Raw genomic sequence first — 23,294 nt, 5'->3', positions numbered from 1 at the left:
TTAATGTTATTTATGTGTTTTATTTGGCTTTTTTTTCGCAGGGTTTCCGTTCCCTTGGCGCTTTCTATTTTGTTCATCTTTTGCTTGTTTTTCATGTAATGTATCTAAAAAGTCATTTGAGTTACTCATTTTTATATCTCTCCTTTTTTCATTGCGTCCTAGTTACTATAACCATTTAGGAGGATAATCATGAGATAAAAGTTAAGCGCTTAGTTTTCTTCGGTAGTATAAGTAAAATAGTCCATACGTAATGAATAACATAAGTAAAACTTGTAACTCTACATTTTCTTTTAAAATAGTTGCGACAGGATCTGGTAAGTAAGGTGATGTATCGCTCGTTCCTAAACCTAACCATTTGTTTAAGAGGTTAATGATACAAAATATAAAAACACCAGACCAGCTTGCAATAATTGCTTTTTGCTTAATTTTTGTTTCACGCTCATCATCTGTAATCCAAGGATTAGCAGTTTTATCACTATTAAAAAAGCCATTTATGTATCCCCATATGATCATTCCGATAAAGAAGATAATCCATTTCATATTTGTAATCCTCCTCTTCTTGTAAAAAAATTTTACATATATAATTGTAATGTTTTCCAAATGTTGATGGCAAATACTTTTTACATCTTGCTTTTTAAAATAGCAGGAGTAAAGAAAAAAATAGGGAGGAAATATGTGAGACTATTTCCTAGTGAGAGGAAGAGGAGAATGAAACTTGTCTTTGTTCGGCATGGTGAAGGTGAGCATACGAAAGATTTACCATTAAGTTTACAAGCGGTGAATCCGCCATTGACGGGTGTGGGAAAGAAGCAGGCTAAATTGCTTCAGTGCGATGTACCATTACAAGAAAAGGATATATTAATCGCTAGTCCTACACTTCGAACTTTACAAACTGCGACAATATGGAGTGCGGAAGTTACTTGTCAAAAAATTGTTCACCCATATATATCCCCGCGTATTTTTCCTTATCGGGAATCCGCCAAAACATTACCGTGCGATCAATTGTTAGATCGAAAGATAATAGAAAATTTATTTCCACATTTTTCATTAGAAGAAAGTAGAAATGAATTGTTATGGAATGAGGGGATCAATATCATCTCAGAGAAGGAATTTCAGCAAATAGTAGATGAATTTCTGCATTGGTGCTATCAGTTAAAAGCAGAAAAAATTTGTATCGTTTCACATGATGGAACAATTACAGCGTATAGGCAATATTTACAGAAAGTCGCTTTAACTAGAGCTCATTTTTTGAAAGAAACGGGTATATATGAAATGGACTTATAGGAGGGGAAATTTGTAATGGAAGAGTTAGGAGAAGATGTGTACGACTTAAATGAGCCGAGAGGATACTTTGGTGTAGCGGAAATTAAGTAATATGCAAAATTGCATATTACACATATTGTAAATGGTTGGTGTAAGTTTGGGGAGTTGAAACTAGTAGAATCGATTTTACATAATGATGTAAAATCGCATGTTAGATCGATAGATTATGTAGATGGAAATGTAGCACTTATGTTTACAATACGCTTATTTTACAGGCTTATTAACCATGACAAAACGTTAGAAGAAGCTGTTCGAGAATCGAGATTAATCGATGAGGAGACATGTACATTTCGAGTATATAAACAATATGAAACGCATTTATTTTATATTCGAATGAATGCGTTTCATATTTAACTCACAGTTTTTTTACATTTTCTTCAATGAAAATGATTATCAGCTGTGGTATGATATGTTCAAGTTTTTACAGGTAATAAAAGTTACTATATATACGTTAGTATTTAATGTTTTTTACGCATGTCACAAATTATTCATAATTAACATTTTAAAAGTAAGTAACTAATGTTATTATATTATCTGTAACTGAATTAATTACAACTTTAGGAGGAAGATATGATTATTCAATTTTTAAGAGAAAACAAAGCAGTTTCTTTTGTATTAGCGATAATTCGAGTGTATCTTGGTTACACATGGGTAATGGCTGGAATCGGTAAACTACAAGGAAAAGGCTTCGATGCAACTGGTTATTTACAAGGTGCAATTGAAAAATCTAAAGGAGCACAACCAGCTGTTCAATCTTGGTGGGCATCATTCTTACAAGATTTTGCAATTCCAAACGTTGATCTATTTAATACACTTGTGACGTGGGGAGAAATTTTAGTCGGAATTGGTTTAATTGTGGGCTGTTTAACAAAAACAGCGGTCTTTTTCGGTCTTGTAATGAACTTTTCCTATATGTTTAGTGGGTCAATTGGTGTAAACCCTGAAATGGTTATCTTAGCCATGTTCGTTCTTGTTTCTGGTATGAATGCTGGAAAACTTGGAATTGATGGCTTCGTTATACCGAAAGTATTAGGATCAAAAACTCAAAAACGCCAAAAGCAAGCTGCTTAATATATGAAAACGGGTATCTCAAAATGAGATACCCGTTTATTTTTCAGCACTTATAGGATTTTTCTCGAAGAAATCTTTTACATACCCTACAAATTCTTGTGGCTCTTGACGAAATGGAGCATGATAACCCTTTTCAATAATATGGAAAGTGCTGTTTTTTAAGAATTGATGATAAGTTTCTCCTTCTTTCCAAGAAACGCTACTATCATTTCTTCCCCATATAATTAAAGTTGGTTGCTTGATTTCATTTGCATTGATTTGAAGACGCCTAGGCCATAATTTCATTTTATTATAATGCTCTTCATCATTACGCTTGAATTTAACTTTGCTCTCATCATAATCTGCAATAGAAGAAACGGCACTTAAATCAGTCGACAACTTTGGTTTTGGTGAACCTTGTTTATTAACGAACGTATGAGGGCCGCCTGTAGCATCAGTTAAAATAAGGTGGGTAACTGCTTCAGGGTATAAATATGTTAAATTAAGAGAAATTTCTCCGCCCATGGAGTGACCAAGTATTGCGAATGTATCATAACCTAGTTTTTTCATTAACTTATAATATAAGTTAGCATGAGTTGGAAAGGAATAATAAAAGTCCATCGGTTTAGATGAACGCCCAAATCCTAAAGCATCCACAGAAATAATTGTATGATCTTTTGCTAAATCAGAATAAATCTTTTGGAATCCATCTGATGATCCACCAAATCCATGAATCATAAGTAAAGGTGGTTTCTTGCTGCCAATTTGCTTAAAGTAAATAGTTTGTCCATCTATTTCAACCATTTTTTCTTCTGTAGTTAATTTCGCGGTAATTGTATTTTTTACTTGTTTTACTTGTTCTACGGGCTTTTCTGCTGCACTACATCCTACTAGTAATGTAAGAGTCAGACAGCTCGCCATAAAATAGCTAAGTCGCTTCAATTAGTTGTCCCCTTTCTAACATAACGCTGCATCTATCATAGCAAATAGCATATTACGATTTCCAGGAAGTTGATTACCATTCTTTATCATAAGAGGTGAAAGGAGCGTTTCTTGGAAATCTGCTGTTTGAAGAAATTGGCGGAATATGAATTGTGAGTGCGGAACATCAATGCGTATCGTCCCATTCCACGATTTACAAATCATTTCTAATAACTGAATAGAGTCTTTTTCTTTTTTTGAAATAAGCGGAGTGATACATAGTACATCTCCTTTTTGTATGCATAAAGCAAAAGCATCTATTTGATTATCCCGTTCTATTTTAAAGGAGTAAGTTGCTCTCGATAGTAGTGATGAATAAAGCTTAGAACGATATGCACCAGTCGCATTTTGATCAAGAAAAATGAGAGATTGAAGATCGGATTGCTGAATTTGTTTTATGGGAAAAGAATTTGTACTTATATGAGCTGCTTGTTTTTCAAAACGATGAATTGTTGTTATTGATTGAAATCCATAAGATTCATATAAGGGTTCGCCAGCTTTTGTTGCAATGAGCAGAATAGGAAGCGATGAATGAGCTAGAGTTAAACTGTTGTTTAGCAAAATACGGCCGATTCCTTGTCTTTGAAAATCAGGATGTACGATTAACATACCGATAGAAGAAAATCCACGATCAAATGGAAATACCCCTCCAGCTGCAATAAGTTTATTTTCATGTACATAGCCAAAAATTGTACCAATTGAAAGATACATATGGAATTGTTCTTTCATAAAGGCTTCATGTTGTAACCATCCGATAGATTCGCAAAGAGAGAGCAAATTTGGAATGGTAGATTTGTCTAGTTTTACTGTTTCCATAAAGATTCACCACATTTCTATTCAAATTAGAAAAAAGTAGAGAACGGAATGTTACAAAATGTAAAGTAATAGATTTACGTTAAAAGAAATCCAATTTGTTTATATTTAGTTTGTAAAGGGCATTATGCTTGATATGAAAGGATAAAGTTATACAAATTATAACTGATATTTACATAAGTTAACAAAAAATTTACATATAACTACTTTTATCTTAATAGTCTTCTATTAGATTGAATAGTGGGAAATGAATAACCTAATTAGGGGGACAAGACAGTGAAAAAGTTTGTAAAAAAAGCATGGCCATTTGCAGTGGTGGCGTCGTTAGCAGTTACTTCGGTAGCGACATGGAATTTTACGCGTTCTAGTGAGGTTAATGCAGATGAGAATGGAAGCAATGCAAAGATTAAAAATGTCATTGTATTAATTGGGGATGGTATGGGACCTTCATATATGACAGCTCATCGCTATATGAAAGATAATCCAAAAACATTTGAGATGGAATCTACAGAGTTTGATAAACATCTTGTAGGGACACAAAAAACATATCCAGAAGATGAACATGAAAATATTACAGACTCTGCATCGGCAGCAACTGCGATGTCAGCAGGTATAAAAACATATAATGCAGCAATTGCAGTTGATAATGATAAAGCTGAAGTGAAAACAGTGTTGGAGCAAGCGAAAGAAAAAGGGAAGTCAACGGGACTCGTTGCAACATCTGAAATTACGCATGCAACACCAGCTGCATTCGGTGCACATGATATTAGTCGTAAAAATATGGATGCAATTGCAAATGATTACTTTGATGAGAAAATTAAAGGTAAGCATAAAATAGATGTTATGCTTGGCGGTGGCGTAAATAACTTTGTTAGAAAAGACCGCAATCTTACAGAAGAGTTTAAGAAGTCTGGTTATAGTTATGTAACAGATCGTAATCAATTATTAAATGATAAAAGCGATCAAGTTCTTGGCTTATTTGCACCAGGTGGTTTAGACAAAATGATTGACCGTAATGACAAAACACCTTCATTAGAAGAGATGACAAATACCGCGATTGAGCGCTTGAACAAAAATAAAAATGGTTTCTTCTTAATGGTCGAAGGTAGTCAAATTGATTGGGCTGGACATGATAATGATATTGTCGGTGCAATGAGTGAAATGGAAGACTTCGAAAAAGCGTTTAAAGCAGCAATTGAGTTTGCGAAAAAAGATAAGAACACATTAGTTGTTGCAACTGCAGACCATGCTACTGGAGGATTATCTTTAGGTGCGAATGGTGAGTATAATTTTAAAGTAGATCCGATTAAAGCTGCGAAACGTACGCCAGACTTTATGGCAAATGAGATTGTAAAAGGTGCAAATGTAGAAGAAACATTGAAAAAGTATATTGATCTACAATTAACACCAGAAGAAATTAAAGCTGTAAATGATATAGCTCCATCAAAAGATGTAACAAAGATTGATAATGCAATTGAAGATATCTTCAATAAGCGTTCGGTTACAGGTTGGACAACGGGTGGACATACAGGTGAAGATGTGAACGTATATGCATTCGGACCAGGTAAATACTTATTCTCTGGCGTTCAAGAGAATACAAATATAGCTAAACGTGTCTTTGACATTGTTGGCGGCGGCGACCCGAATAAAGGAAGACGCTAATTATAAATGAAAGTGAGGCGAAATGCCTCACTTTTCTTTTTAGGAGATGGAAAGATGGGAGTTTTCTTAGGTAAATTAAGATTCCTTCTAGTATTTGTATTATTGCTAGTTGGATGTCAATCTCAAGAGAATAATATAGAACAAAAATCTGCTGAAAAAACTGAGGAAAAGGTACATATAACGAAAGAAGAAGAGAAATCCATTCAAGATGTTATTGAGGCATTTGTACGGACGACGAATGAAAAAAATCTTGCTGAACATATGGAGTTATTTTCAAAGAAGATGCCTAGTGCTGAAGACTTAAAAACACAAAAGGAAGCGGCATTTCAAAAGGGGAATAAGAAAATAGAATTAGAACATATGAATATGAAAGCTCTTAAAGGTGGGCTTGTTATTGTTGAAACGGCGGAAAAAGAAGTAGATGGAGGGGTTACTCTTCAGAAGAAAATCCAGTATGCACTTGGAAAAGAAGAAGAAGGGTGGAAGATTGAAGAGGTTCGTACGATAGAGAAGAAATAAAGTGAAACTTTAATCAGTGGGGGTTTTGTCCATCCCCCACTGATTATTGGCCTTCACCAATCGGGCTTTTACGGGCAGCCCGACTCCCTCGCATTCGCAGAATTTTGAGGTGGGAGTTAGGTGAGATAAAAAAGGTTCTCATAGGAGAGAACCTTTTTAAAGTGGTAATAAAATTTGATTTGAACACGCTTCAATGTCATCAATATCTTGACGGATTGTTGCCATCTTATTATCGAGTTCTTCAGCTTTCATAGCAGCGTCATGTAGTTCATCTTTCAAATAGTCAGGTATATTTCCTTCATATTTGTAGTAAAGTTTATGTTCTAAACTTGCCCAAAAGTCCATGGCAAGTGTACGTAATTGAATTTCTGCAAAGACATCTTTCGTACCAGAATTTAGTGACAATGGATATTTAATAATCATATGCAAACTTTTATAGCCATTTCCTTTTGGATTAGCAATATAATCTTTTACTTCTACAATTTCCATGTCTCCACGATTTTCAATAACTTCTTTTAAATGATAAATATCTTCTACAAAGCAACATGTAATACGGATGCCAATAATATCTTGTAATTGTGTTTGAGCATTTTCAACTGTTGGTGATAAGTTTTTACGCTCAAGCTTCCTAATGATACTTTCGGGTTGTTTAAGTCTTGTTTTTATATGTTCAAACGGGTTGTAGTCTTCTAAAAATTGAGCTTCCCGGTTCATAATTTCAAATTTAGTTTTTAACTCTTCTAAAGCAAATGTATAAGGTAATACAAAAGCTTTCCAGTAGTTAACTGTTGATTGGTTATATTCCATTTCTATACACACCTTTTCTTATTTACAAGTGAAGTTGTTATTATACTAAACACCAAATCATGTAGGCACAAGCAGCAAATGATGAGATCATAAAGCGATATTTAGTTTTCATCTTTTCAACCCCTTTCAAATGAAATTATATATGAATAAACGTCATTGTTAGTAATTTCACTATGTACAATTCTTATAGTAATAGATTCATGTGAAATTCGTATGAACTAATTGTTTCAGCTTTTTGTCTTTTTGCTAATGACTTTTGGTTTTGTTTGTTATAATCACCTTAAATTGTAATAAGGGAGAGGGTATGATGAATCCAAAAGATAAAGAAAGAAAAGAGCAAGTGGCTCATATTATTGAAATTCCAGATGAATATAGGCTTGTTGTAGATGATCAAGAAGGAGTGGATGATCCTTATCATTTATTATGGTGGGGGCATAAAGAGGATGAGGAGAAACAGATACAAATTTCATTAAATAGGCATACTGGTAATCTATTTGAATTCAGGATAGATGATGAAAATTATTTTTCGAGTGATAAAGAAGTGATAGAGGAGAATAAGGCAAAAGAAATTGCAAATGCATTTATAAAAAAATATACAAAAGAAGGATTAGAGTTTTATACATATGTAACTGTTAAGGACGACTGGCGTGGTTGGAAAGAAATAAATTATATGCAGGAAGTGAATGGATATCCATTGCCGGATACAGGGTGTGTTGTGCGAGTTCATCCTTCAGGTAATGTTGTGAATTTCCGTTATAACGGAGGGAAAAGTATACAGGAAAAACCGTTATGGCCAATTGAAATTGTTGATGAGAGCACAGTTTTAGATAACCTCAAGGCTAGACAAGATATAAGACTTGTATTTGCTGATTTAACATACTCCTCATGTGAATATGAAAGTGGAGAAGAAGTAAAAGGGTACCATCTTGTGTATGAGCCAGAACCTAGTCATGCGTTTATTGATGCAAGTACAGGTAAAGATTTGTTTGGCCCAGATCATTATAAATTGCCTCCAACTGTAGCTGTTGAAAAACCGAAAAAAGGTAGTCAACAAGATGATATATTCGATTTATTTGACTGGGATAAAGAAAGTTTTACAAAAGTAGCTGAGACGGAAAATGAAGATGGAATAAGGATGAAATTTGTTCCGAAAGAGGAATTACAAAAACAGAAAGAAGAAAAGAATCCATATTTAATGAATGAATTCTTTAAAAAGCATTTACCGATGTTAAAATATAATAATTTAGTTGGCATTAAGATTGATAAATCAACCAATGAATTAATTGGTTTTATAAAACTGACAGACGATAAAGAAGTAAAACAAATACTGTCTAGAGAGGAATGTTTACAAAAAGTACTTCAATTTCTAGAACGAGTTATTCCAGATATCACACAATATCTTCGTCTTTGGGAAGAACGTGAAGAAGCAGAAGATGGGATTGAAAGATTTACCTTTTCCGTATATGTGAATGGTATTCCAGCAGAGTATAACCAATTTAGGGTCAATATCAATACAGAAAATGCTGCTGTGATGCACTATTCAGGAGAATCTGGCAACATTATAAAAGAATTACTTGCATATGAAACAACACCAAAAGTAACAAAAGAAAAAGCGTTAGAAATATATAGAGGGGCCATCCGAGTTAAATTAGAATGGTTTATAGATCATGATGCAGAGGAAACGAAATACGAACTACTGTATAAACAAACGACGGATGAAAATCATAAAGAACCCTTCGACTGTAGTCGAGAAATTCGTTATATTGATGCCCACACTGGGGAAAAGATTTGGAGTAAATAAGTCTTTAAATAGGGAAAAAGGTCTTCGAGAGAAGACCTTTTTTAGAAAGAACGATTATTCTTCGCATGTATCAATTTTGTATAACCACTTCTGTACACTAGCAGGTGGTCCTTCTGTTCTCCACTTTGTTGTACACATGCCGCAAGAACAGTGAACTTTTCCTTTTGCAAAAAAAACGACAATTTCAGGAGTATATCCCCATGCGTGTTTTGCAATATTCATCTTTCGGCGCATTGTACGCTGACGTTGGTGTCTTGTATAAGCACGTGTTCTTTCAAATTTCATATTTGTAATCCCTCCTTGTAGTACAAGCAGCTTGCAAGAGCGTACAAGGAGTTCATCTCTTACAAGCTACTTATGAACAAGAGGGTAATGAAATGTTTCATATTCCATTCTACTATTTTTTGTTTAAGTATACGTATCGAAGCTTTGTGCGACAAATATTATGCTTAAAAACATGTTGGAATGATATCGTACAGACACAAACAACCTCATGCCCACATACACATAGTAAAGACCACTATTTTGGCGGAGGTGAAGGGTTTGAGTCTATTCGCCGCAATTGGATATATGGTTCGAGAAGTGTTTGTATTTGTTTCTTATGTGAAGAACAATGCGTTCCCGCAGCCGTTATCATCAGATGATGAGAGAAAGTACTTAGAGTTAATGGAGCAAGGTGATGCTCAAGCGAGAAATCTTTTAATTGAACATAATTTACGGCTTGTAGCTCATATTGTTAAGAAATTCGAAAACACTGGTGAAGATGCAGAAGATTTAATTTCAATTGGTACCATTGGGCTTATTAAAGCGATTGAAAGCTATTCAGCAGGGAAAGGAACTAAGCTTGCAACATATGCAGCACGCTGTATCGAAAATGAAATTTTGATGCATTTACGTGTGCTGAAGAAAACGAAAAAAGACGTTTCACTTCATGATCCGATCGGGCAAGATAAAGAGGGTAATGAAATATCGCTTATTGATATATTAAAATCAGAATCTGAAGATGTAATTGATATGATTCAGCTTAGTATGGAGTTAGAAAAAATTAAAGAGTATATCGATATTTTAGACGAACGAGAGAAAGAAGTAATTGTGAAGCGTTTTGGACTTGGGCTTGATAAAGAGAAAACACAGAGGGAGATTGCGAAGGCACTCGGTATTTCAAGAAGCTACGTATCGCGAATTGAAAAGCGTGCTTTAATGAAAATGTTCCACGAATTTGTGCGGGCTGAGAAAGAGAAAAAAGCAAAAGAATAATGTATATTGTAGGCAGTTACACTTTAAAAGTGGCTGCTTTTCTTTCGGGAAAACGGAAAGAAAACGAGCTGTTCTAAGAAGAAATACATGTTCACTGTTGAAAATGGCGGGTTCTATCTGTAATATTAGAAGGTGCTAAACAATTTAAGAATAAAAATTATACTTAGTTTTTCGTCGTGTATAACGAGACGGCTCCATTCTATATGTGGGAATAAGAACCAATTTTACATATGATATAGAGAGAAAAGAAGGGGAAACTAAAGTTATAGGCTGATTAGGAGGTTTCGTAATTTGCGACGGACATTATATCGACTTATGATCGAACTTACAAATGGTCGTTTTACTTCTTATATATTACGTAAATTTGCACAATCTCGTTTGAGCTCTATCATTATTCCATCGTATGCGAAAGTTTTTCAAATTAATCAAGATGAGATGGAAAAGGGTTTGAAGGAATATCGAACATTGCATGATTTATTTACACGTAGGCTAAAAGAAGGAAAGCGTAGTATTGATACTGATGCATCGAGTATCGTTAGTCCTGTTGATGGTGTTTTTGCTGATCAAGGTCCTATTGAGGATACAAAAACATTCAATATAAAAGGAAAGCGTTATTCAATTGTGGATATGCTAGGTAATGAAGAGCGTGCAAAGCGATATGCAGGCGGTACATATATGGTAATTTATTTGAGTCCAAGTCATTATCATCGTATTCATAGCCCGCTCTCTGGCTCTGTGACTGAAAGATTTGTACTCGGCAGAAAATCATATCCGGTAAATGCAGCGGGTATGGAGTATGGGAAAGAACCATTGTCAAAAAATTATCGCTCTGTTACAGAAGTAAATAGTGAAGGCGAACATATGGCGCTTGTAAAAGTAGGTGCTATGTTTGTTAATAGTATCGAGCTCCTTCATGAAAGAAGTACTGTTCAAAAAGGTGAAGAGATGGCATACTTTACATTTGGCTCAACAGTTGTTTTATTATTTGAAAAAGATATGATTGAAGTAGTGCAGGAATTGACAAGTGGGCAAGAGCTGCGTCTTGGTGAAAAAATTGCAACCCGAGTATCTCATAAGTAAAGAAAAGATTTTATAATATACTTATGAAGCTCTAATTAAGAAATGTGGACAAAGATGCTTAATGAAGAAATCCCCTAGATGGGAGTACTTGTTTATTCGAGAGCCATCGCAGGATGGCTCTTTTTACAGGTCAATCAGCAATCTATATGTACTCAAGAAGATTTGACGAGCTTGTCCTCTAACGAGCGTCTAATAATTTCTTGTTTTATAAGTAAAATGAAGTCGGGATTTAATTTTAGTTCTTTTGCTTTATAATAAGACTCAGTGAGTAAATCAGTAGATAACTGTTCCATATGTTTTGTTTTCAAGGTGAGTCACCTCCTAATAATATAAGGATTGATTCGTTGTTGCATTTAATGTACCAAAAAAATATGACAGTCACAAACAAGAGGTTATCCACATACCTCAGTGGATAAAATGTGCATAGAATGTTAGTAAAATCAGAATTGGCTGAAAAATTAATGTGGAAAGTGTGTACAAGTTTATCCACAGGTTATCTATCGAAAAATGTTGTCGAAAAATTTTATGGAAAATCCTCAAAGAGGTGAAAGAAATTGAAGTTATTTTTACCAAATGAATATGTGAAAAATGTATATCATGTTCAACCAGAAGATTTGAAAAAACGTGGAATTAAAGGAGTTATTACTGATTTAGATAACACTTTAATTGAATGGGATCGTCCAAACGCAACACCACAACTTGAAGAGTGGTTTTTGAAAATGAAAGAAAATGATATTCAAGTAACGGTCGTTTCAAATAATAACGAGCAACGCGTTAAAGACTTCGCTGACCCATTAGGTATTCCGTTTATTCATAGTGCGCGCAAACCGTTTGTTCGCGCATTTAAGCGTGCGATACACGAGATGCATTTACAGCCAGATGAAGTTGTAGTAATTGGAGATCAGTTACTAACGGATGTGCTCGGCGGGAATCGTGTGGGACTTCATACAATTTTAGTTGTACCGGTAGCGCAAACGGACGGATTGGTGACACGCTTTAATCGGAAAATTGAACGAAGAATTATGAGAAACATGAAGAAAAAAGGCTTAATTAATTGGGAGGAATAAAGTTTGATTGAAATAATTAAATGTATTGGTTGCGGTGTAGAAATTCAAACAGAAAATAAAAATGAAATAGGATACGCTCCTGCATCATCTTTAGAGAAGGAACAAGTAATTTGTCAACGTTGTTTTCGTTTGAAACATTATAACGAAATTCAAGATGTATCTTTGACAGACGATGATTTCCTTCATATTTTAAACGGAATTGGACAATCGGAAGCATTAGTGGTCAAAATCGTAGATATTTTCGATTTCAATGGTAGCTGGTTACCGGGCTTACATCGTTTTGTAGGGAATAATAAAGTATTACTTGTTGGGAATAAAGCTGACTTAATTCCAAAGTCAGTTAAGCATGATAAAGTAAAACATTGGATGCGCTACAGTGCAAAGCAACTTGGTTTAAAACCAGAAGATGTCTTTTTAATTAGTGCAGCTAAAGGACAAGGAATCGCTGAACTTGCTGATGCAATTGAGCATTACCGCGAAGGTAAAGATGTTTATGTTGTTGGATGTACGAATGTTGGTAAATCAACATTTATTAATCGTATGATTAAAGAATTTAGTGATGAGACTGAGAATGTAATTACAACATCACATTTCCCAGGAACAACACTTGATTTAATTGATATTCCATTAGATGAAACATCATCTTTATACGATACACCAGGTATTATTAATCATCATCAAATGGCGCATTATGTTGGGAAACAAAGCTTAAAGCTTATTACACCGACTACAGAGGTTAAGCCGATGGTATTCCAATTAAACGAAGAACAAACATTATTCTTTGGTGGATTAGCACGATTTGATTATGTAAGTGGGGGCCGTCGTGCATTCACTTGTCATTTCTCAAACCGTTTAACAATCCATCGTACAAAGCTTGAAAAGGCTGATGAATTGTACGAAAAACACGCTGGGGAATTATTGAATCCACCGACACCAGAAGAATTAGAAAATATGCCTGAGTTTGTGAAATATGAATTTAATATTCGTGAGCCGAAAACGGACGTTGTATTCTCTGGATTGGGCTGGGTTACTGTAAATGAATCAGGAGCGAAAATTGTTGCTCATGTACCAAAAGGAGTAAGTGTTTCATTACGTAAATCTTTAATTTAATATGGAGAGGGATTTATGAAACAATTATATGGTGTAATCGGAAATCCAATTGGACATTCATTATCACCCGTTATGCATAACGATGCATTTGAACACTTGAATATGGATGCCCATTATCATGCGTTTCTTGTAGAAGAAGAAGCGCTAGGGGAAGCAGTAAAAGGTTTGAAAGCATTAGGTATTTCAGGATTTAATGTAACGACTCCGCATAAAGTTGCAATTATGGAGTACTTGGATGAGGTTGCCCCGCTAGCAAGGCAAATCGGTGCGGTAAATACAGTAGTTCATCGAGATGGAAAATTGATTGGGTATAATACAGATGGAATTGGTTTTGTTCGTGCCCTGCAGTCAATTAGTGAAGATCCACTTCAAGAGAAACGTATTTTATTAATCGGTGCAGGTGGTGCTAGTCGAGCTATTTACTTCTCGCTTGCAGATGTAGGTGTGAAAGAAATTGATATTGCTAATCGTACGAGAGATAAGGCGGAAAATCTTATCGCTGGGTGCATGGCAAATGTTAATTCGCATGCTCTATCGTTAGAATGTGCAGCAGAAAATCAAGGGGAATATGATATCATCATCCAAACAACAACGATAGGTATGCATCCACGTGTTGAGTATACGCCGCTGGAAATTCGTTCATTGAAACAAGGAACGATTGTTTCTGATATTATTTATAATCCATTTGAGACGAAAATTTTAGGCGATGCGAAAGAACAAGGTGCAATAATTCAAAATGGAATCGATATGTTCGTTTATCAAGGTGCACTTGCATTTGAAATGTGGACAGGGTGTGTGCCGAATATTGATAGAATGAAACAATTAGTAATGAGAGAGCTTGGAGGCTAATTATATGTTAACAGGAAAACAAAAAAGATTTTTACGTGCAAAGGCACATCATTTAACACCGATTTTTCAAGTTGGAAAAGGTGGCGTGAATGAAAATATGGTGAAACAAATTGGAGAAGCATTAGAAGTTCGTGAACTATTTAAAGTGAGCGTATTACAAAACTGTGAATTTGATCGTCGTGAAGTTGCAGAAGAGCTTGCACAAGGTGCACGAGCTGAAATCGTTCAAGTAATCGGAAGCACAATTGTTTTATACAAAGAATCAAGAGAAAATAAGCAGATTAAACTTCCACGATAAATTGAAACTTTAATTTGTGTTTTTTAGCCTTCACCAATTGGGCTTTTGTGTGCAGTTAATTTCCCATCTAACCTAGTTATTGTCAGTGACTTTTGAGGTGTTGGCAAATAGCAGGATAAAAAATTACGTAAATTATTTCCATAATTGACGCTTGATAGATAGAGAGTGAAATCAATTGAACTTTTATTAACAGTAGGCTCTCTTCGAATATTTATGGGGAGAGTTGCTGTATGTAAAAGGAAGGGGCGTTTCTTTTGAGAAAAATTGGCATTATTGGTGGCACGTTTGATCCACCTCATAATGGGCATTTGTTAATTGCAAATGAAGTGTATCATGCTTTAGGGTTGGAAGAGGTATGGTTTTTGCCGAATCAGATTCCGCCGCACAAGCAAGGACGTAACATTACGAGTGTGAAAAGTCGATTAAACATGCTGCAAATAGCGACTGAGGAAGAAGCATACTTTTCAATTTGTTTAGAAGAGCTAGACAGAGAAGGCCCATCTTATACGTACGACACTATGGTACAATTAACGGAGAAGTATCCGGATGTGCAGTTTCACTTTATTATTGGCGGAGACATGGTTGAGTACTTGCCGAAGTGGTATAACATTGAAAAGTTACTTAAGCTTGTGACTTTCGTTGGAGTTGCAAGACGAGGTTATACATTACATACGCCTTATGATATCGTAAAAGTGGAGATTCCGGAGTTTGCAGTTTCTTCTTCTCTGTTACGGGAGAGATATATGACGAAGAAAACGTGCAAATATTTACTCCCTGAAAAAGTACAGGTATATATCGAGAGGAATGGGTTGTATGAATCGTGAGGAAGCACTTAGTATTGTCAAACAACAAATGCATGAAAAACGTTATATACACACGATTGGTGTAATGGAAACAGCGATTGAACTTGCTCGGTTATATGGTGTAGATGAGAAAAAGGCAGAGATGGCTGCTATATTTCACGATTATGCAAAATGTAGAGCGATTCCAGAAATGGAAGAGATTATTAAGAGAGAAGCTTTGCCGAAGGATCTACTGCACTATAACAAAGAGTTATGGCATGCACCTGTTGGGGCATACTTAGTAGAAAAAGAAGTAGGCATTACTGATCCTGAAATTCTACAAGCTATTACATATCATACAAGTGGTCATGAAAAAATGACAATGTTAGATAAAGTTATTTATGTAGCAGATTACATTGAACCAGGACGTAAGTTTCCTGGTGTGGAAGAAGCGAGGAAACTCGCATATAAAGATATAAATCAAGCTTTACTGTTTGCTTTAAAGCGAACAATTCAATTTTTAATGGAAAAAGATCAAACGATTTATCCATTAACATTTCAAACATACAATGCAGTTATCAAGGAGGAAATTAATAAATGAAAGATAAAGAGTTATTAGTATTAGCGGCAAAAGCAGCTGATGATAAGAGAGCAGAAGATATGGTTGTACTAAATATGCAAGGTATTTCACCGATTGCAGACTATTTTATTATTTGTCACGGAAATTCAGACAAGCAAGTACAAGCAATTGCACGTGAAATTAAAGCGAAGGCACATGAGTTCGAAATTAACGTACAACGTATGGAAGGCTTTGATGAAGCGCGTTGGGTTTTAGTAGACCTTGGTGATGTGGTTGCTCATGTATTCCATAAAGATGAGCGTAATCACTATAATTTAGAGCGTCTATGGGGCGATGTGCCGCGTGAAGATATTGCAGATGAGCTAGATCAATGAAATACGAACAATTTGCTTTGCTGTATGACGAACTGATGAATGATGTCCCTTATGATAAATGGGTGGAATTCACAGAGGAAAGTTTACAACAGGCATCTATGAAAGAGGCAAAAATTCTTGACGTAGCATGTGGAACTGGTAACGTAACACTTCCGCTTGTGCGAAAAGGTTATGATTTAATTGGTGTAGATCTTTCGGAAGAAATGTTAACTGTCGCACAGCAAAAATTGGGGGGAGAAGGTTATTTTATTCCTTTTTACCAACAAGACATGAGAGAGCTCGATGTTCCTGGTGAATTTGATTGTGTGACAATCTTTTGTGACTCATTAAATTATGTATTGCAAGAAGATGGAGTGCAAGAAACATTTAGAAGAGTTTTCCACCATTTACGTCAGGATGGCTTGTTTTTATTCGATGTACACTCTTTATATAAAATACATCACGTATTTCAAAATGAAACATATACAGTGAACGGCGAAGAAATATCACTTATTTGGAACTGCTTCCCTGGAGAAGAATCAGATAGTGTGGAACATGATTTGACATTCTTTGTACAAGATTCAGAAGAAGATGTGTATCATCGTTTTGACGAATGTCACGTGCAGCGTGCGTATTCGGTTGAAGTGTTAACAAAATGGCTTGAAGAAGCTGGGTTTACAGTACTTCGCGTCACAGGTGACTTTGAACGAATTGAAGTGACAGAACAAACAGAGCGCATCTTTTTTATGGCGAAGAAGAATGGATAAAAAAAGCAACCGATAAGGTTGCTTTTTTTTTATAGAAAAGATGTAGTTTTAGTTCTAGAAAAATAAAAAGGTGATATGTGTAAAGTGTAAAAATGCTAGTTTTAGTGAAAATGTAGCATGAAAAAGATAGGTATTAATAAAAAGGATTTGGAATTCGGATGGCGTATTTATTATGTGTGTTTATTGAATTGCTGCTCAACGCACTTTAAATCTTCATCAAATTTCTCATGTGTCCGTTCAATTAATTTATGAAACATATCCCCAACATGCTCTTCTAAAATACGAATACCTTCTCCTGTAACACCGCCTTTGACGCATACCTTTTCTTGTAAAGTAGGTAATGTGAAAATCTCTTTTTCGAGTAATTTCCCCATCCCAATGACCATTTCACTTACTAAAGTAGTGGCTTCTTCATGTGTAATATTTGTTTTATCTACAGCGGCGTTAATGAAACATTGTAATAAATAACTAAAAAAAGCAGGGCCACAGCTTGCTATATCAGATGAAACGCGCGTTATATCTTCTTCTATAACAAGGGGAGTAGAAATGTTTTTGAATAGACGAAGTAGTTGTTGCTGCCATTCTTCAGAGCAGTTATTTCCAAAGGTAAATAGTGATGCGCCTGATAAGGCTCGGTTGGTGATGCTTGGAATGATACGTGCGACATGGCAAGGTACGAGTGTTTCTAATTGTGCTGGAGATATTGGACTTGTGATAGAAACTAAGCACTTTTCATCAGAAAAATGTTCAGCGTATTTTTGTAGGATAGGATATATATCTATCGGTTTTACGCAAATAAAAATAAGCTGCGATTGTTCGATTACCTCTTGGGTTGTTTTGGCTATATGAATAGAAGGGTATTTTTCTTTTATATGATATGCTTTGGCAGGCGTCCGATTAATAATAGTAAGGCACGAAGGTTTGACAGCACGGGTTTCTAAAAATGCATCGATTAGTATATTCCCCATGTTCCCTGTCCCTATAATTCCTATGTTCAATGTTTCATCCCTCCTTCGTAACAGCTTTCTCCTAAACAATATGAATGATGTTATAAATTTATGATTAGAGGTGTAAAATGATGTGGGATTTTCAAAAAAAATGGTTGGGATTAGTGGTTATTATTGGCACTTTGATTTTTCTTTTTTTCTGGAAAATGAATCAGCATACAGAGCAAACGCTCATTACAACGGAAGTTCAAGCGAAAGATGTGGAGAAAAAAAGTAAACCGAAAATATTGGATACAAAGGAACAGAAAAAAATAATTATAATTGATGTGAAAGGGGCGGTTTTTAAAGAGGGTGTGTATGAAATGAAGGAAGGGGACCGGGTGAAGGAGGCGGTTGAAAAAGCTGGTGGTTTGTTGCCGGATGCAGATATGAAGAAAGTGAATTTGGCGCAAATGGTCCAAGACCAAATGCTTCTTTATGTTCCTAACAAGAATGAGCTAGTGCAAGAAGGGACGACTTTTTCAAAAAGCGAGGGTAAAGTGCAAATAAATACAGCTTCTAAAGAGCAACTTGAAAAAATAACAGGCATTGGTTCTCGGAAAGCGGAAAGTATTTTGAAATATCGAGAAGAACACGGCCCGTTTCAGAAAATAGATGATTTATTGGAGATTGATGGGATTGGTGCGAAGTCTTTAGAGAAAATAAAAGATCAAATTATTATTCCGTAAAAGATTGACGAAGTTTTTCTTTTTTCGCTACACTACAAGTAGACAAAAAAGAAGGTGAAAAATATGGAACGAATTTCATGGGATCAATATTTTATGACGCAAAGCCATCTACTATCTTTACGTAGTACATGTACAAGGCTTGCGGTAGGAGCGACAATCGTTCGTGATAAACGAATTATTGCTGGTGGATATAACGGCTCAATTAAAGGTGGTGTACATTGCATAGACGATGGTTGCTATGTCATTGATAATCATTGCGTTCGTACAATTCATGCGGAAATGAATGCTTTATTGCAATGTGCGAAGTTTGGTGCAAAAACAGAGGAAGCGGAAATTTATGTCACACATTTTCCTTGTTTGCAGTGCTGTAAGGCGATTATTCAAAGTGGTGTTACAGCAGTTTATTATGCACAGGATTATAAAAATCATCCGTATGCCGTAGAGTTATTTGAACAAGCGAGTGTAACAGTGAAGCACGTTCCGCTAGAATATGATATTACATCGCTAGAGGAACAAGAGCGTCATTTGCAGCTAAAGGAACTATTCGCATCTTTAGAAAAAGATAATTTATCAATGGAAGAATTACAGCGTGTATTCACTAAAGCGAAAATGATGCTATAAGGAGTGAGTATGAGTTGAATGGACAATGGGGCTATGTTGCAATCTCGTTTATAATGGGGATTGCAATTACCTTTTCCGCATTGCATTTGTTGACTGCTTGTTGTTTCGTTTGTTATGTTTTATTTTGTTTATATCGTACTTCGCGTAAAACCTTCATTTTTTGTATAATAGCGTGTTTTAGTGGCGCTATGTACACCACGTATGTTCAGAGTCGAAATAAGCCGCTAGGGGAGTCCTACGAAGTTACACGAGGGGTCGTGCAAAATACACCTCTAATTAATGGGGATCGTCTCTCTTTTCAAATTGAAGATCAGAATAAAAACTTAGTGCAGTTAAATTATAAAATGCAATCTGCTTCGGAAAAGAAGCGATTGCAACAATTACATGCAGGTATATCATGTACATTTAAAGGGGAGGTGAAAGAACCACAAACTGCCCGGAATTTTCATGTTTTTGATTATCGTAATTATTTATATCAGCAAAAAATACATTTTATATTTGATGTGACATACATTTCTGAATGTCAAAAAACATCGTTGTCACTCGTGCAATGGATTTTTCTGCTCAGGCAACAAACAATCTCGAAAGTTACAGAAATGTTTCCAGAACAATCAGGTGCATTTATGAACGCATTATTATTTGGAGATCGACAACAAATGACGTTTGAAGTAGAAGAACAATATCAACAATTTGGTCTTATACATTTGTTAGCGATTTCAGGATCGCATATCGTATTATTAATGGTTATAATGTATTTTGTTTTACTAAGAAGTGGTGTGACGAAAGAGACAGCAACAGTATGCCTTATAGTTTGTATTCCTCTGTATATGATCATAGCTGGGGCGTCGCCATCTGTTGTGAGGGCTTCTATAACAGGAGTTTTATTGTTGGTAGCTTTCATGTGCTCTGTTCGCTTATCTAGTCTAGACGCCTTAAGTATAACGGCTATATGTATGCTTATATACGATCCGTATCTTATTTTCAATATTGGATTTCAATTCTCATTTGTAGGTAGTTTTGCTTTACTACTATCTGCGCCGATATTATTAGGGCGTAGTAATGGAGTAGTTCGAAATTCTATTTATATTTCTATAATTTCACAGCTCGCTAGTACCCCCATCTTGTTATATCATTTTGGTTATTTTTCTCCTTATAGTATTTTCCTCAATCTTATATATGTTCCTTTTCTATCCATTATTGTATTGCCGTGTAGCATTATTATTCTTATATGTATGCCGATTATTCCATTGTTCGCAAAAGGAATTGCATATGTGCTTTCATTATGTTTAACCATTTCTAATGATTTTCTAAGTTACTGTGAAAGTTTCCCTTTCATCCGACTTACTTTTGGCCAAACTCCTTTATTTCTTGTGGCTATATATTGTTTTAGTATCGTTAGTATATTTGTGATGTGGGAAAGAGTAATAACGAAAAAAAATTTGTGCATAGTCGTGGTTGTGTTTCTTTTTATTAGTACTTGTCATTATGTATATCCATATTTTCGCGAAAGTGGGAGTGTTACATTTCTTGATGTTGGACAGGGAGATGCAATATTAATTCGTCTCCCGTACGATAAAGAGGTTTATCTTATTGATACAGGTGGAGCCCTTCATGTCAAGAAGGAAGCGTGGCGACAGAAAAAGCATGAATTTTCTGTTGGGCATGATATTCTTGTTCCTTTTTTACAAAAAGAAGGTATAAAAACGATTGATAAATTAATTGTAACGCATGGAGATGCGGATCATATAGGTGCTGCGCTGGATTTGCTGTCATCTATTATTGTAAAAGAAGTTGTATTTGGGAGAAAGGAACAAGATGCTGTATTGGAAAAAGCGGTGAAGAAAAAGGCGTTAGAAAAGAGCATGAAGATAAGAGTAGAAGGGGAAGGTTGGAGGGTAAATGAAGCGGAATTTTTCGTATTAGCTCCAAGGGGGAAAGAAAAGGGAGAAAATGACTCTTCGATTGTAATATGGGCCAGACTAGGAGGGCTAACATGGCTATTTACGGGTGATTTAGAAGAAGAAGGAGAGAAGTTTATAGTATCGACATATCCTGATTTGCGGGCGGATATTTTAAAAGTTGCCCACCATGGGAGTAAAACATCGTCTACAGATCCTTTTTTAAGCCTTGTACAGCCTAGTGTAGCGATTATTTCTGTTGGGGAGCGTAATAGGTATGGGCACCCGCATAAGGAAGTTATAGAGCGTTTTAAGAAGATGGGTATTGATATATGGCGTACGGATAAACAAGGTGCTATTTCCTATGTTTTTAATGGAGAAAAAGGAACCCTTCAAAGTAAAATCACATATGATGAAACACATAGAAGATGAAAAAAAGAAGACTGCCATTAAGCAGCAGCCTTTAAGAACCGATGAATTTAATAACAGTTGCAATAATGAAAAGTGTTGCGAAAAAACCAAATGAGACGATAAATCCTACCCCTGAATCAATAGCGTCATTGCGTTTACTTTGAACGTTTTGTTCAAAATCATTCATTTAGAATCCCTCCCCAACATTCCACTTTAGTATAAAATATTGTCAGAAAAAAATCTACAATTTCCATAAGAAGCGAAATAGAGTATTTGTACACTTTTTCTAGTTAGTTAAGTAGCGTGAATTTTTCATTTCCAATCATGTTAACAGTTGGCACTTATACTAAGATTATTATTGTAAATAATAAAGGGAAGGTGATTACCGCACACCAATAAGAAATCCGGGGCTTATTGCGTGGCGTTTTATATAAATAAAGGGGCGGGTTATAAAGCCCGTCCCTTTGTACTTGTAAAACAAAAGCTAGGGCATTAGTATAAATATATATTGCCAAGTTAGGGAGTAGGAAAAAATATGAGTGATATACATAAGAAGATTAAAAAGAAACAGTTTGCTCCGTTGTATGTACTGTATGGAACGGAAGCCTATTTTATAAATGAAACGATAAAACTTATTACAACGGAAGCGCTTGAAGAGGAAGATCGAGAGTTTAATGTTGTGACATACGATTTGGAAGAAGCGTATTTAGAAGATGTAGTTGAGGATGCGCATACGCTTCCTTTTTTTGGAGAGCGTAAAGTTATATTAATAAAATCACCATTATTTTTAACGGCACAAAAAGAAAAATTAGAACAAAATATAAAAATTTTAGAAGAATATATTGGGGAGCCATCTCCTTTTTCTATTCTTGTTTTTGTTGCGCCTTATGAAAAATTAGACGAACGAAAAAAAATTACAAAACTATTAAAGAAAACAGCGGATGTAATAGAAGCAAATGCGATGCAAGTGCAGGATGTTCAGAAGTGGATTGTTTCTCGTGCGGATGAGGTGCATGTGCATATTGATAATGCAGCTGTTAGTTTGTTGTTAGAGCTTGTGGGAAGTAATGTAACAATGTTGGCGAAGGAAATGGACAAGTTAACGTTATACGTCGGTATGGGCGGAGAAATTACGCCAAAACTTGTCACGGAACTTGTGCCGAAATCTGTTGAGCAAAATGTGTTTGCCTTAACAGAAAAAGTGGTGAAAAAAGATATCGCTGGTGCGATGCAAATTTTAGACGGATTATTTACACAGCAGGAAGAACCAATTAAACTGCTCGCGTTATTAGTAAGTCAGTTCCGCTTGCTCCATCAAGTGAAAGAATTACAACAGCGTGGTTACGGACAAAATCAAATCGCGTCACATATTGGTGTGCACCCGTACCGGGTAAAGTTGGCGATGAATCAAACGAAATTTTTCTCTTTTGAAGAATTAAAAAAAGTTATTATAGAATTAGCGGAAGCTGATTATAGTATGAAGACTGGGAAGATGGATAAGAAACTTGTGCTTGAGTTTTTCTTAATGCGGTTAAATCATATGTAGTGATACAAAAAAGTTCACGTATTTATTACGTGAACTTTTTTGTG

Annotated in this window: 28 protein-coding genes and 1 pseudogene; 20 read left to right on the top strand and 9 right to left on the bottom strand. The window is 35.4% G+C overall.

The genetic code is table 11. The features are described 5' to 3' along the window. Positions 1 to 6: 6 nt before the first annotated feature. Together MR071_RS02750 and MR071_RS02745 are read right to left on the bottom strand one after the other, a co-directional pair. The gene (locus MR071_RS02750) at positions 7 to 129 is read right to left on the bottom strand and encodes a DUF4023 domain-containing protein (protein WP_000071861.1); all 123 of its coding nucleotides are present in this window, start codon (positions 127 to 129) and stop codon (positions 7 to 9) included. 72 nt (positions 130 to 201) lie between these two features. Further along, entirely contained in the window at positions 202 to 540 is a 339-nt protein-coding gene (locus tag MR071_RS02745; RefSeq protein ID WP_105584437.1) for a phosphoglycerate mutase, read from the bottom strand. A 168-nt stretch (positions 541 to 708) separates the two neighbouring features. Between MR071_RS02745 and MR071_RS02740 the strand changes: the two genes are divergently transcribed. The 3 genes and pseudogenes from MR071_RS02740 (at position 709) to MR071_RS02730 (ending at position 2,394) form a co-directional block, all read left to right on the top strand. After that, the gene (locus tag MR071_RS02740) at positions 709 to 1,284 is read left to right on the top strand and encodes a histidine phosphatase family protein (protein WP_105584438.1); all 576 of its coding nucleotides are present in this window, start codon (positions 709 to 711) and stop codon (positions 1,282 to 1,284) included. Next, positions 1,285 to 1,677, top strand: a pseudogene (locus MR071_RS02735) (hypothetical protein); the annotation flags it as partial. Between the two features lie 216 nt (positions 1,678 to 1,893). Next, complete coding sequence (locus MR071_RS02730; protein ID WP_105584440.1) at positions 1,894 to 2,394, top strand: DoxX family protein; 501 nt, start codon at positions 1,894 to 1,896, stop codon at positions 2,392 to 2,394. Between the two features lie 36 nt (positions 2,395 to 2,430). On the opposite strand, the gene MR071_RS02725 is transcribed toward MR071_RS02730, so the two are convergent. Together MR071_RS02725 and MR071_RS02720 are read right to left on the bottom strand one after the other, a co-directional pair. Then, positions 2,431 to 3,315 (bottom strand): alpha/beta fold hydrolase, encoded by an 885-nt coding sequence (locus MR071_RS02725; RefSeq protein ID WP_105584441.1) that lies wholly within the window; start codon positions 3,313 to 3,315, stop codon positions 2,431 to 2,433. A gap of 15 nt (positions 3,316 to 3,330) precedes the next feature. After that, complete coding sequence (locus tag MR071_RS02720; RefSeq protein ID WP_105584442.1) at positions 3,331 to 4,170, bottom strand: GNAT family N-acetyltransferase; 840 nt, start codon at positions 4,168 to 4,170, stop codon at positions 3,331 to 3,333. Between the two features lie 273 nt (positions 4,171 to 4,443). On the opposite strand from MR071_RS02720, the gene MR071_RS02715 reads away from it, so the two are divergent. Both MR071_RS02715 and MR071_RS02710 read left to right on the top strand, forming a co-directional pair. Continuing rightward, on the top strand, positions 4,444 to 5,829 hold the full coding sequence (locus MR071_RS02715) for an alkaline phosphatase (RefSeq protein WP_193656069.1): 1,386 nt from the start codon (positions 4,444 to 4,446) through the stop codon (positions 5,827 to 5,829). 54 nt (positions 5,830 to 5,883) lie between these two features. Beyond that, positions 5,884 to 6,348, top strand: a complete 465-nt coding sequence (locus MR071_RS02710) for a hypothetical protein (protein ID WP_242234795.1) — start codon at positions 5,884 to 5,886, stop codon at positions 6,346 to 6,348. Between the two features lie 156 nt (positions 6,349 to 6,504). Here the strand turns inward: MR071_RS02710 and MR071_RS02705 are convergent, their stop codons facing one another. Next, on the bottom strand, positions 6,505 to 7,155 hold the full coding sequence (locus MR071_RS02705; RefSeq protein WP_105584445.1) for a GTP pyrophosphokinase: 651 nt from the start codon (positions 7,153 to 7,155) through the stop codon (positions 6,505 to 6,507). A gap of 304 nt (positions 7,156 to 7,459) precedes the next feature. Here MR071_RS02705 and MR071_RS02700 point away from each other — a divergent pair, with 304 nt between their 5' ends. Beyond that, a complete protein-coding gene (locus MR071_RS02700) occupies positions 7,460 to 8,956 on the top strand; it encodes a YcdB/YcdC domain-containing protein (RefSeq protein WP_105584446.1) in 1,497 nt (498 codons plus the stop codon). A 54-nt stretch (positions 8,957 to 9,010) separates the two neighbouring features. Here MR071_RS02700 and MR071_RS02695 read toward each other — a convergent pair whose 3' ends face one another. After that, a complete protein-coding gene (locus MR071_RS02695) occupies positions 9,011 to 9,241 on the bottom strand; it encodes a hypothetical protein (RefSeq protein WP_105584447.1) in 231 nt (76 codons plus the stop codon). Positions 9,242 to 9,499: 258 nt separating this feature from the next. Here MR071_RS02695 and sigK point away from each other — a divergent pair, with 258 nt between their 5' ends. Further along, positions 9,500 to 10,213, top strand: a complete 714-nt coding sequence (gene sigK, locus MR071_RS02690; RefSeq protein WP_000051382.1) for an RNA polymerase sporulation sigma factor SigK — start codon at positions 9,500 to 9,502, stop codon at positions 10,211 to 10,213. A gap of 291 nt (positions 10,214 to 10,504) precedes the next feature. Continuing rightward, positions 10,505 to 11,293 carry a phosphatidylserine decarboxylase gene (locus MR071_RS02685; protein ID WP_242234793.1) on the top strand — a complete coding sequence of 263 codons (789 nt, stop codon included), beginning with the start codon at positions 10,505 to 10,507 and terminating at the stop codon, positions 11,291 to 11,293. Between the two features lie 152 nt (positions 11,294 to 11,445). On the opposite strand, the gene sda is transcribed toward MR071_RS02685, so the two are convergent. Next, positions 11,446 to 11,601, bottom strand: a complete 156-nt coding sequence (gene sda, locus MR071_RS02680) for a sporulation histidine kinase inhibitor Sda (RefSeq protein WP_002015226.1) — start codon at positions 11,599 to 11,601, stop codon at positions 11,446 to 11,448. 246 nt (positions 11,602 to 11,847) lie between these two features. Between sda and MR071_RS02675 the strand changes: the two genes are divergently transcribed. From MR071_RS02675 to MR071_RS02640, 8 genes are all read left to right on the top strand, one after another. Further along, positions 11,848 to 12,360, top strand: coding sequence for a YqeG family HAD IIIA-type phosphatase (locus tag MR071_RS02675; RefSeq protein ID WP_002145684.1), 513 nt, complete (start codon positions 11,848 to 11,850; stop codon positions 12,358 to 12,360). 3 nt (positions 12,361 to 12,363) lie between these two features. Next, complete coding sequence (gene yqeH / locus MR071_RS02670; RefSeq protein WP_242234790.1) at positions 12,364 to 13,470, top strand: ribosome biogenesis GTPase YqeH; 1,107 nt, start codon at positions 12,364 to 12,366, stop codon at positions 13,468 to 13,470. A gap of 15 nt (positions 13,471 to 13,485) precedes the next feature. After that, positions 13,486 to 14,319, top strand: coding sequence for a shikimate dehydrogenase (gene aroE / locus MR071_RS02665; protein WP_105584450.1), 834 nt, complete (start codon positions 13,486 to 13,488; stop codon positions 14,317 to 14,319). A gap of 4 nt (positions 14,320 to 14,323) precedes the next feature. Next, positions 14,324 to 14,617, top strand: a complete 294-nt coding sequence (yhbY, locus tag MR071_RS02660) for a ribosome assembly RNA-binding protein YhbY (RefSeq protein ID WP_000955223.1) — start codon at positions 14,324 to 14,326, stop codon at positions 14,615 to 14,617. A 254-nt stretch (positions 14,618 to 14,871) separates the two neighbouring features. Further along, a complete protein-coding gene (locus MR071_RS02655) occupies positions 14,872 to 15,441 on the top strand; it encodes a nicotinate-nucleotide adenylyltransferase (RefSeq protein ID WP_242234788.1) in 570 nt (189 codons plus the stop codon). Beyond that, positions 15,431 to 16,000 (top strand): bis(5'-nucleosyl)-tetraphosphatase (symmetrical) YqeK, encoded by a 570-nt coding sequence (gene yqeK / locus MR071_RS02650; protein WP_242234786.1) that lies wholly within the window; start codon positions 15,431 to 15,433, stop codon positions 15,998 to 16,000. Before MR071_RS02655 ends, yqeK begins: the two co-directional genes overlap by 11 nt. Beyond that, positions 15,997 to 16,353 carry a ribosome silencing factor gene (gene rsfS, locus MR071_RS02645; protein ID WP_000653209.1) on the top strand — a complete coding sequence of 119 codons (357 nt, stop codon included), beginning with the start codon at positions 15,997 to 15,999 and terminating at the stop codon, positions 16,351 to 16,353. Before yqeK ends, rsfS begins: the two co-directional genes overlap by 4 nt. Continuing rightward, positions 16,350 to 17,099, top strand: a complete 750-nt coding sequence (locus MR071_RS02640; protein WP_002111917.1) for a class I SAM-dependent DNA methyltransferase — start codon at positions 16,350 to 16,352, stop codon at positions 17,097 to 17,099. The genes rsfS and MR071_RS02640 overlap by 4 nt, the downstream gene beginning before the upstream one ends. 170 nt (positions 17,100 to 17,269) lie before the next feature. Here the strand turns inward: MR071_RS02640 and comER are convergent, their stop codons facing one another. Then, the gene (comER, locus tag MR071_RS02635; RefSeq protein WP_242234784.1) at positions 17,270 to 18,097 is read right to left on the bottom strand and encodes a late competence protein ComER; all 828 of its coding nucleotides are present in this window, start codon (positions 18,095 to 18,097) and stop codon (positions 17,270 to 17,272) included. Positions 18,098 to 18,174: 77 nt separating this feature from the next. Between comER and MR071_RS02630 the strand changes: the two genes are divergently transcribed. The 3 genes from MR071_RS02630 to MR071_RS02620 all read left to right on the top strand — a co-directional run bounded on the left by MR071_RS02630 (position 18,175) and on the right by MR071_RS02620 (position 21,725). Continuing rightward, on the top strand, positions 18,175 to 18,774 hold the full coding sequence (locus MR071_RS02630) for a helix-hairpin-helix domain-containing protein (protein ID WP_105584453.1): 600 nt from the start codon (positions 18,175 to 18,177) through the stop codon (positions 18,772 to 18,774). Between the two features lie 63 nt (positions 18,775 to 18,837). Beyond that, on the top strand, positions 18,838 to 19,395 hold the full coding sequence (locus tag MR071_RS02625) for a ComE operon protein 2 (RefSeq protein ID WP_105584454.1): 558 nt from the start codon (positions 18,838 to 18,840) through the stop codon (positions 19,393 to 19,395). A 14-nt stretch (positions 19,396 to 19,409) separates the two neighbouring features. Beyond that, entirely contained in the window at positions 19,410 to 21,725 is a 2,316-nt protein-coding gene (locus tag MR071_RS02620; protein ID WP_242234782.1) for a DNA internalization-related competence protein ComEC/Rec2, read from the top strand. Positions 21,726 to 21,756: 31 nt separating this feature from the next. Here MR071_RS02620 and MR071_RS02615 read toward each other — a convergent pair whose 3' ends face one another. Further along, positions 21,757 to 21,891 carry a YqzM family protein gene (locus tag MR071_RS02615; protein ID WP_000997609.1) on the bottom strand — a complete coding sequence of 45 codons (135 nt, stop codon included), beginning with the start codon at positions 21,889 to 21,891 and terminating at the stop codon, positions 21,757 to 21,759. A 348-nt stretch (positions 21,892 to 22,239) separates the two neighbouring features. Here MR071_RS02615 and holA point away from each other — a divergent pair, with 348 nt between their 5' ends. Continuing rightward, positions 22,240 to 23,250 (top strand): DNA polymerase III subunit delta, encoded by a 1,011-nt coding sequence (gene holA / locus MR071_RS02610; protein ID WP_002034073.1) that lies wholly within the window; start codon positions 22,240 to 22,242, stop codon positions 23,248 to 23,250. Positions 23,251 to 23,294 lie beyond the last annotated feature (44 nt).

The organism is Bacillus cereus group sp. BfR-BA-01316, assembly GCF_022664195.1.
Lineage (GTDB): Bacteria > Bacillota > Bacilli > Bacillales > Bacillaceae_G > Bacillus_A.
This window is presented reverse-complemented; position numbering and strand designations above follow the sequence as displayed.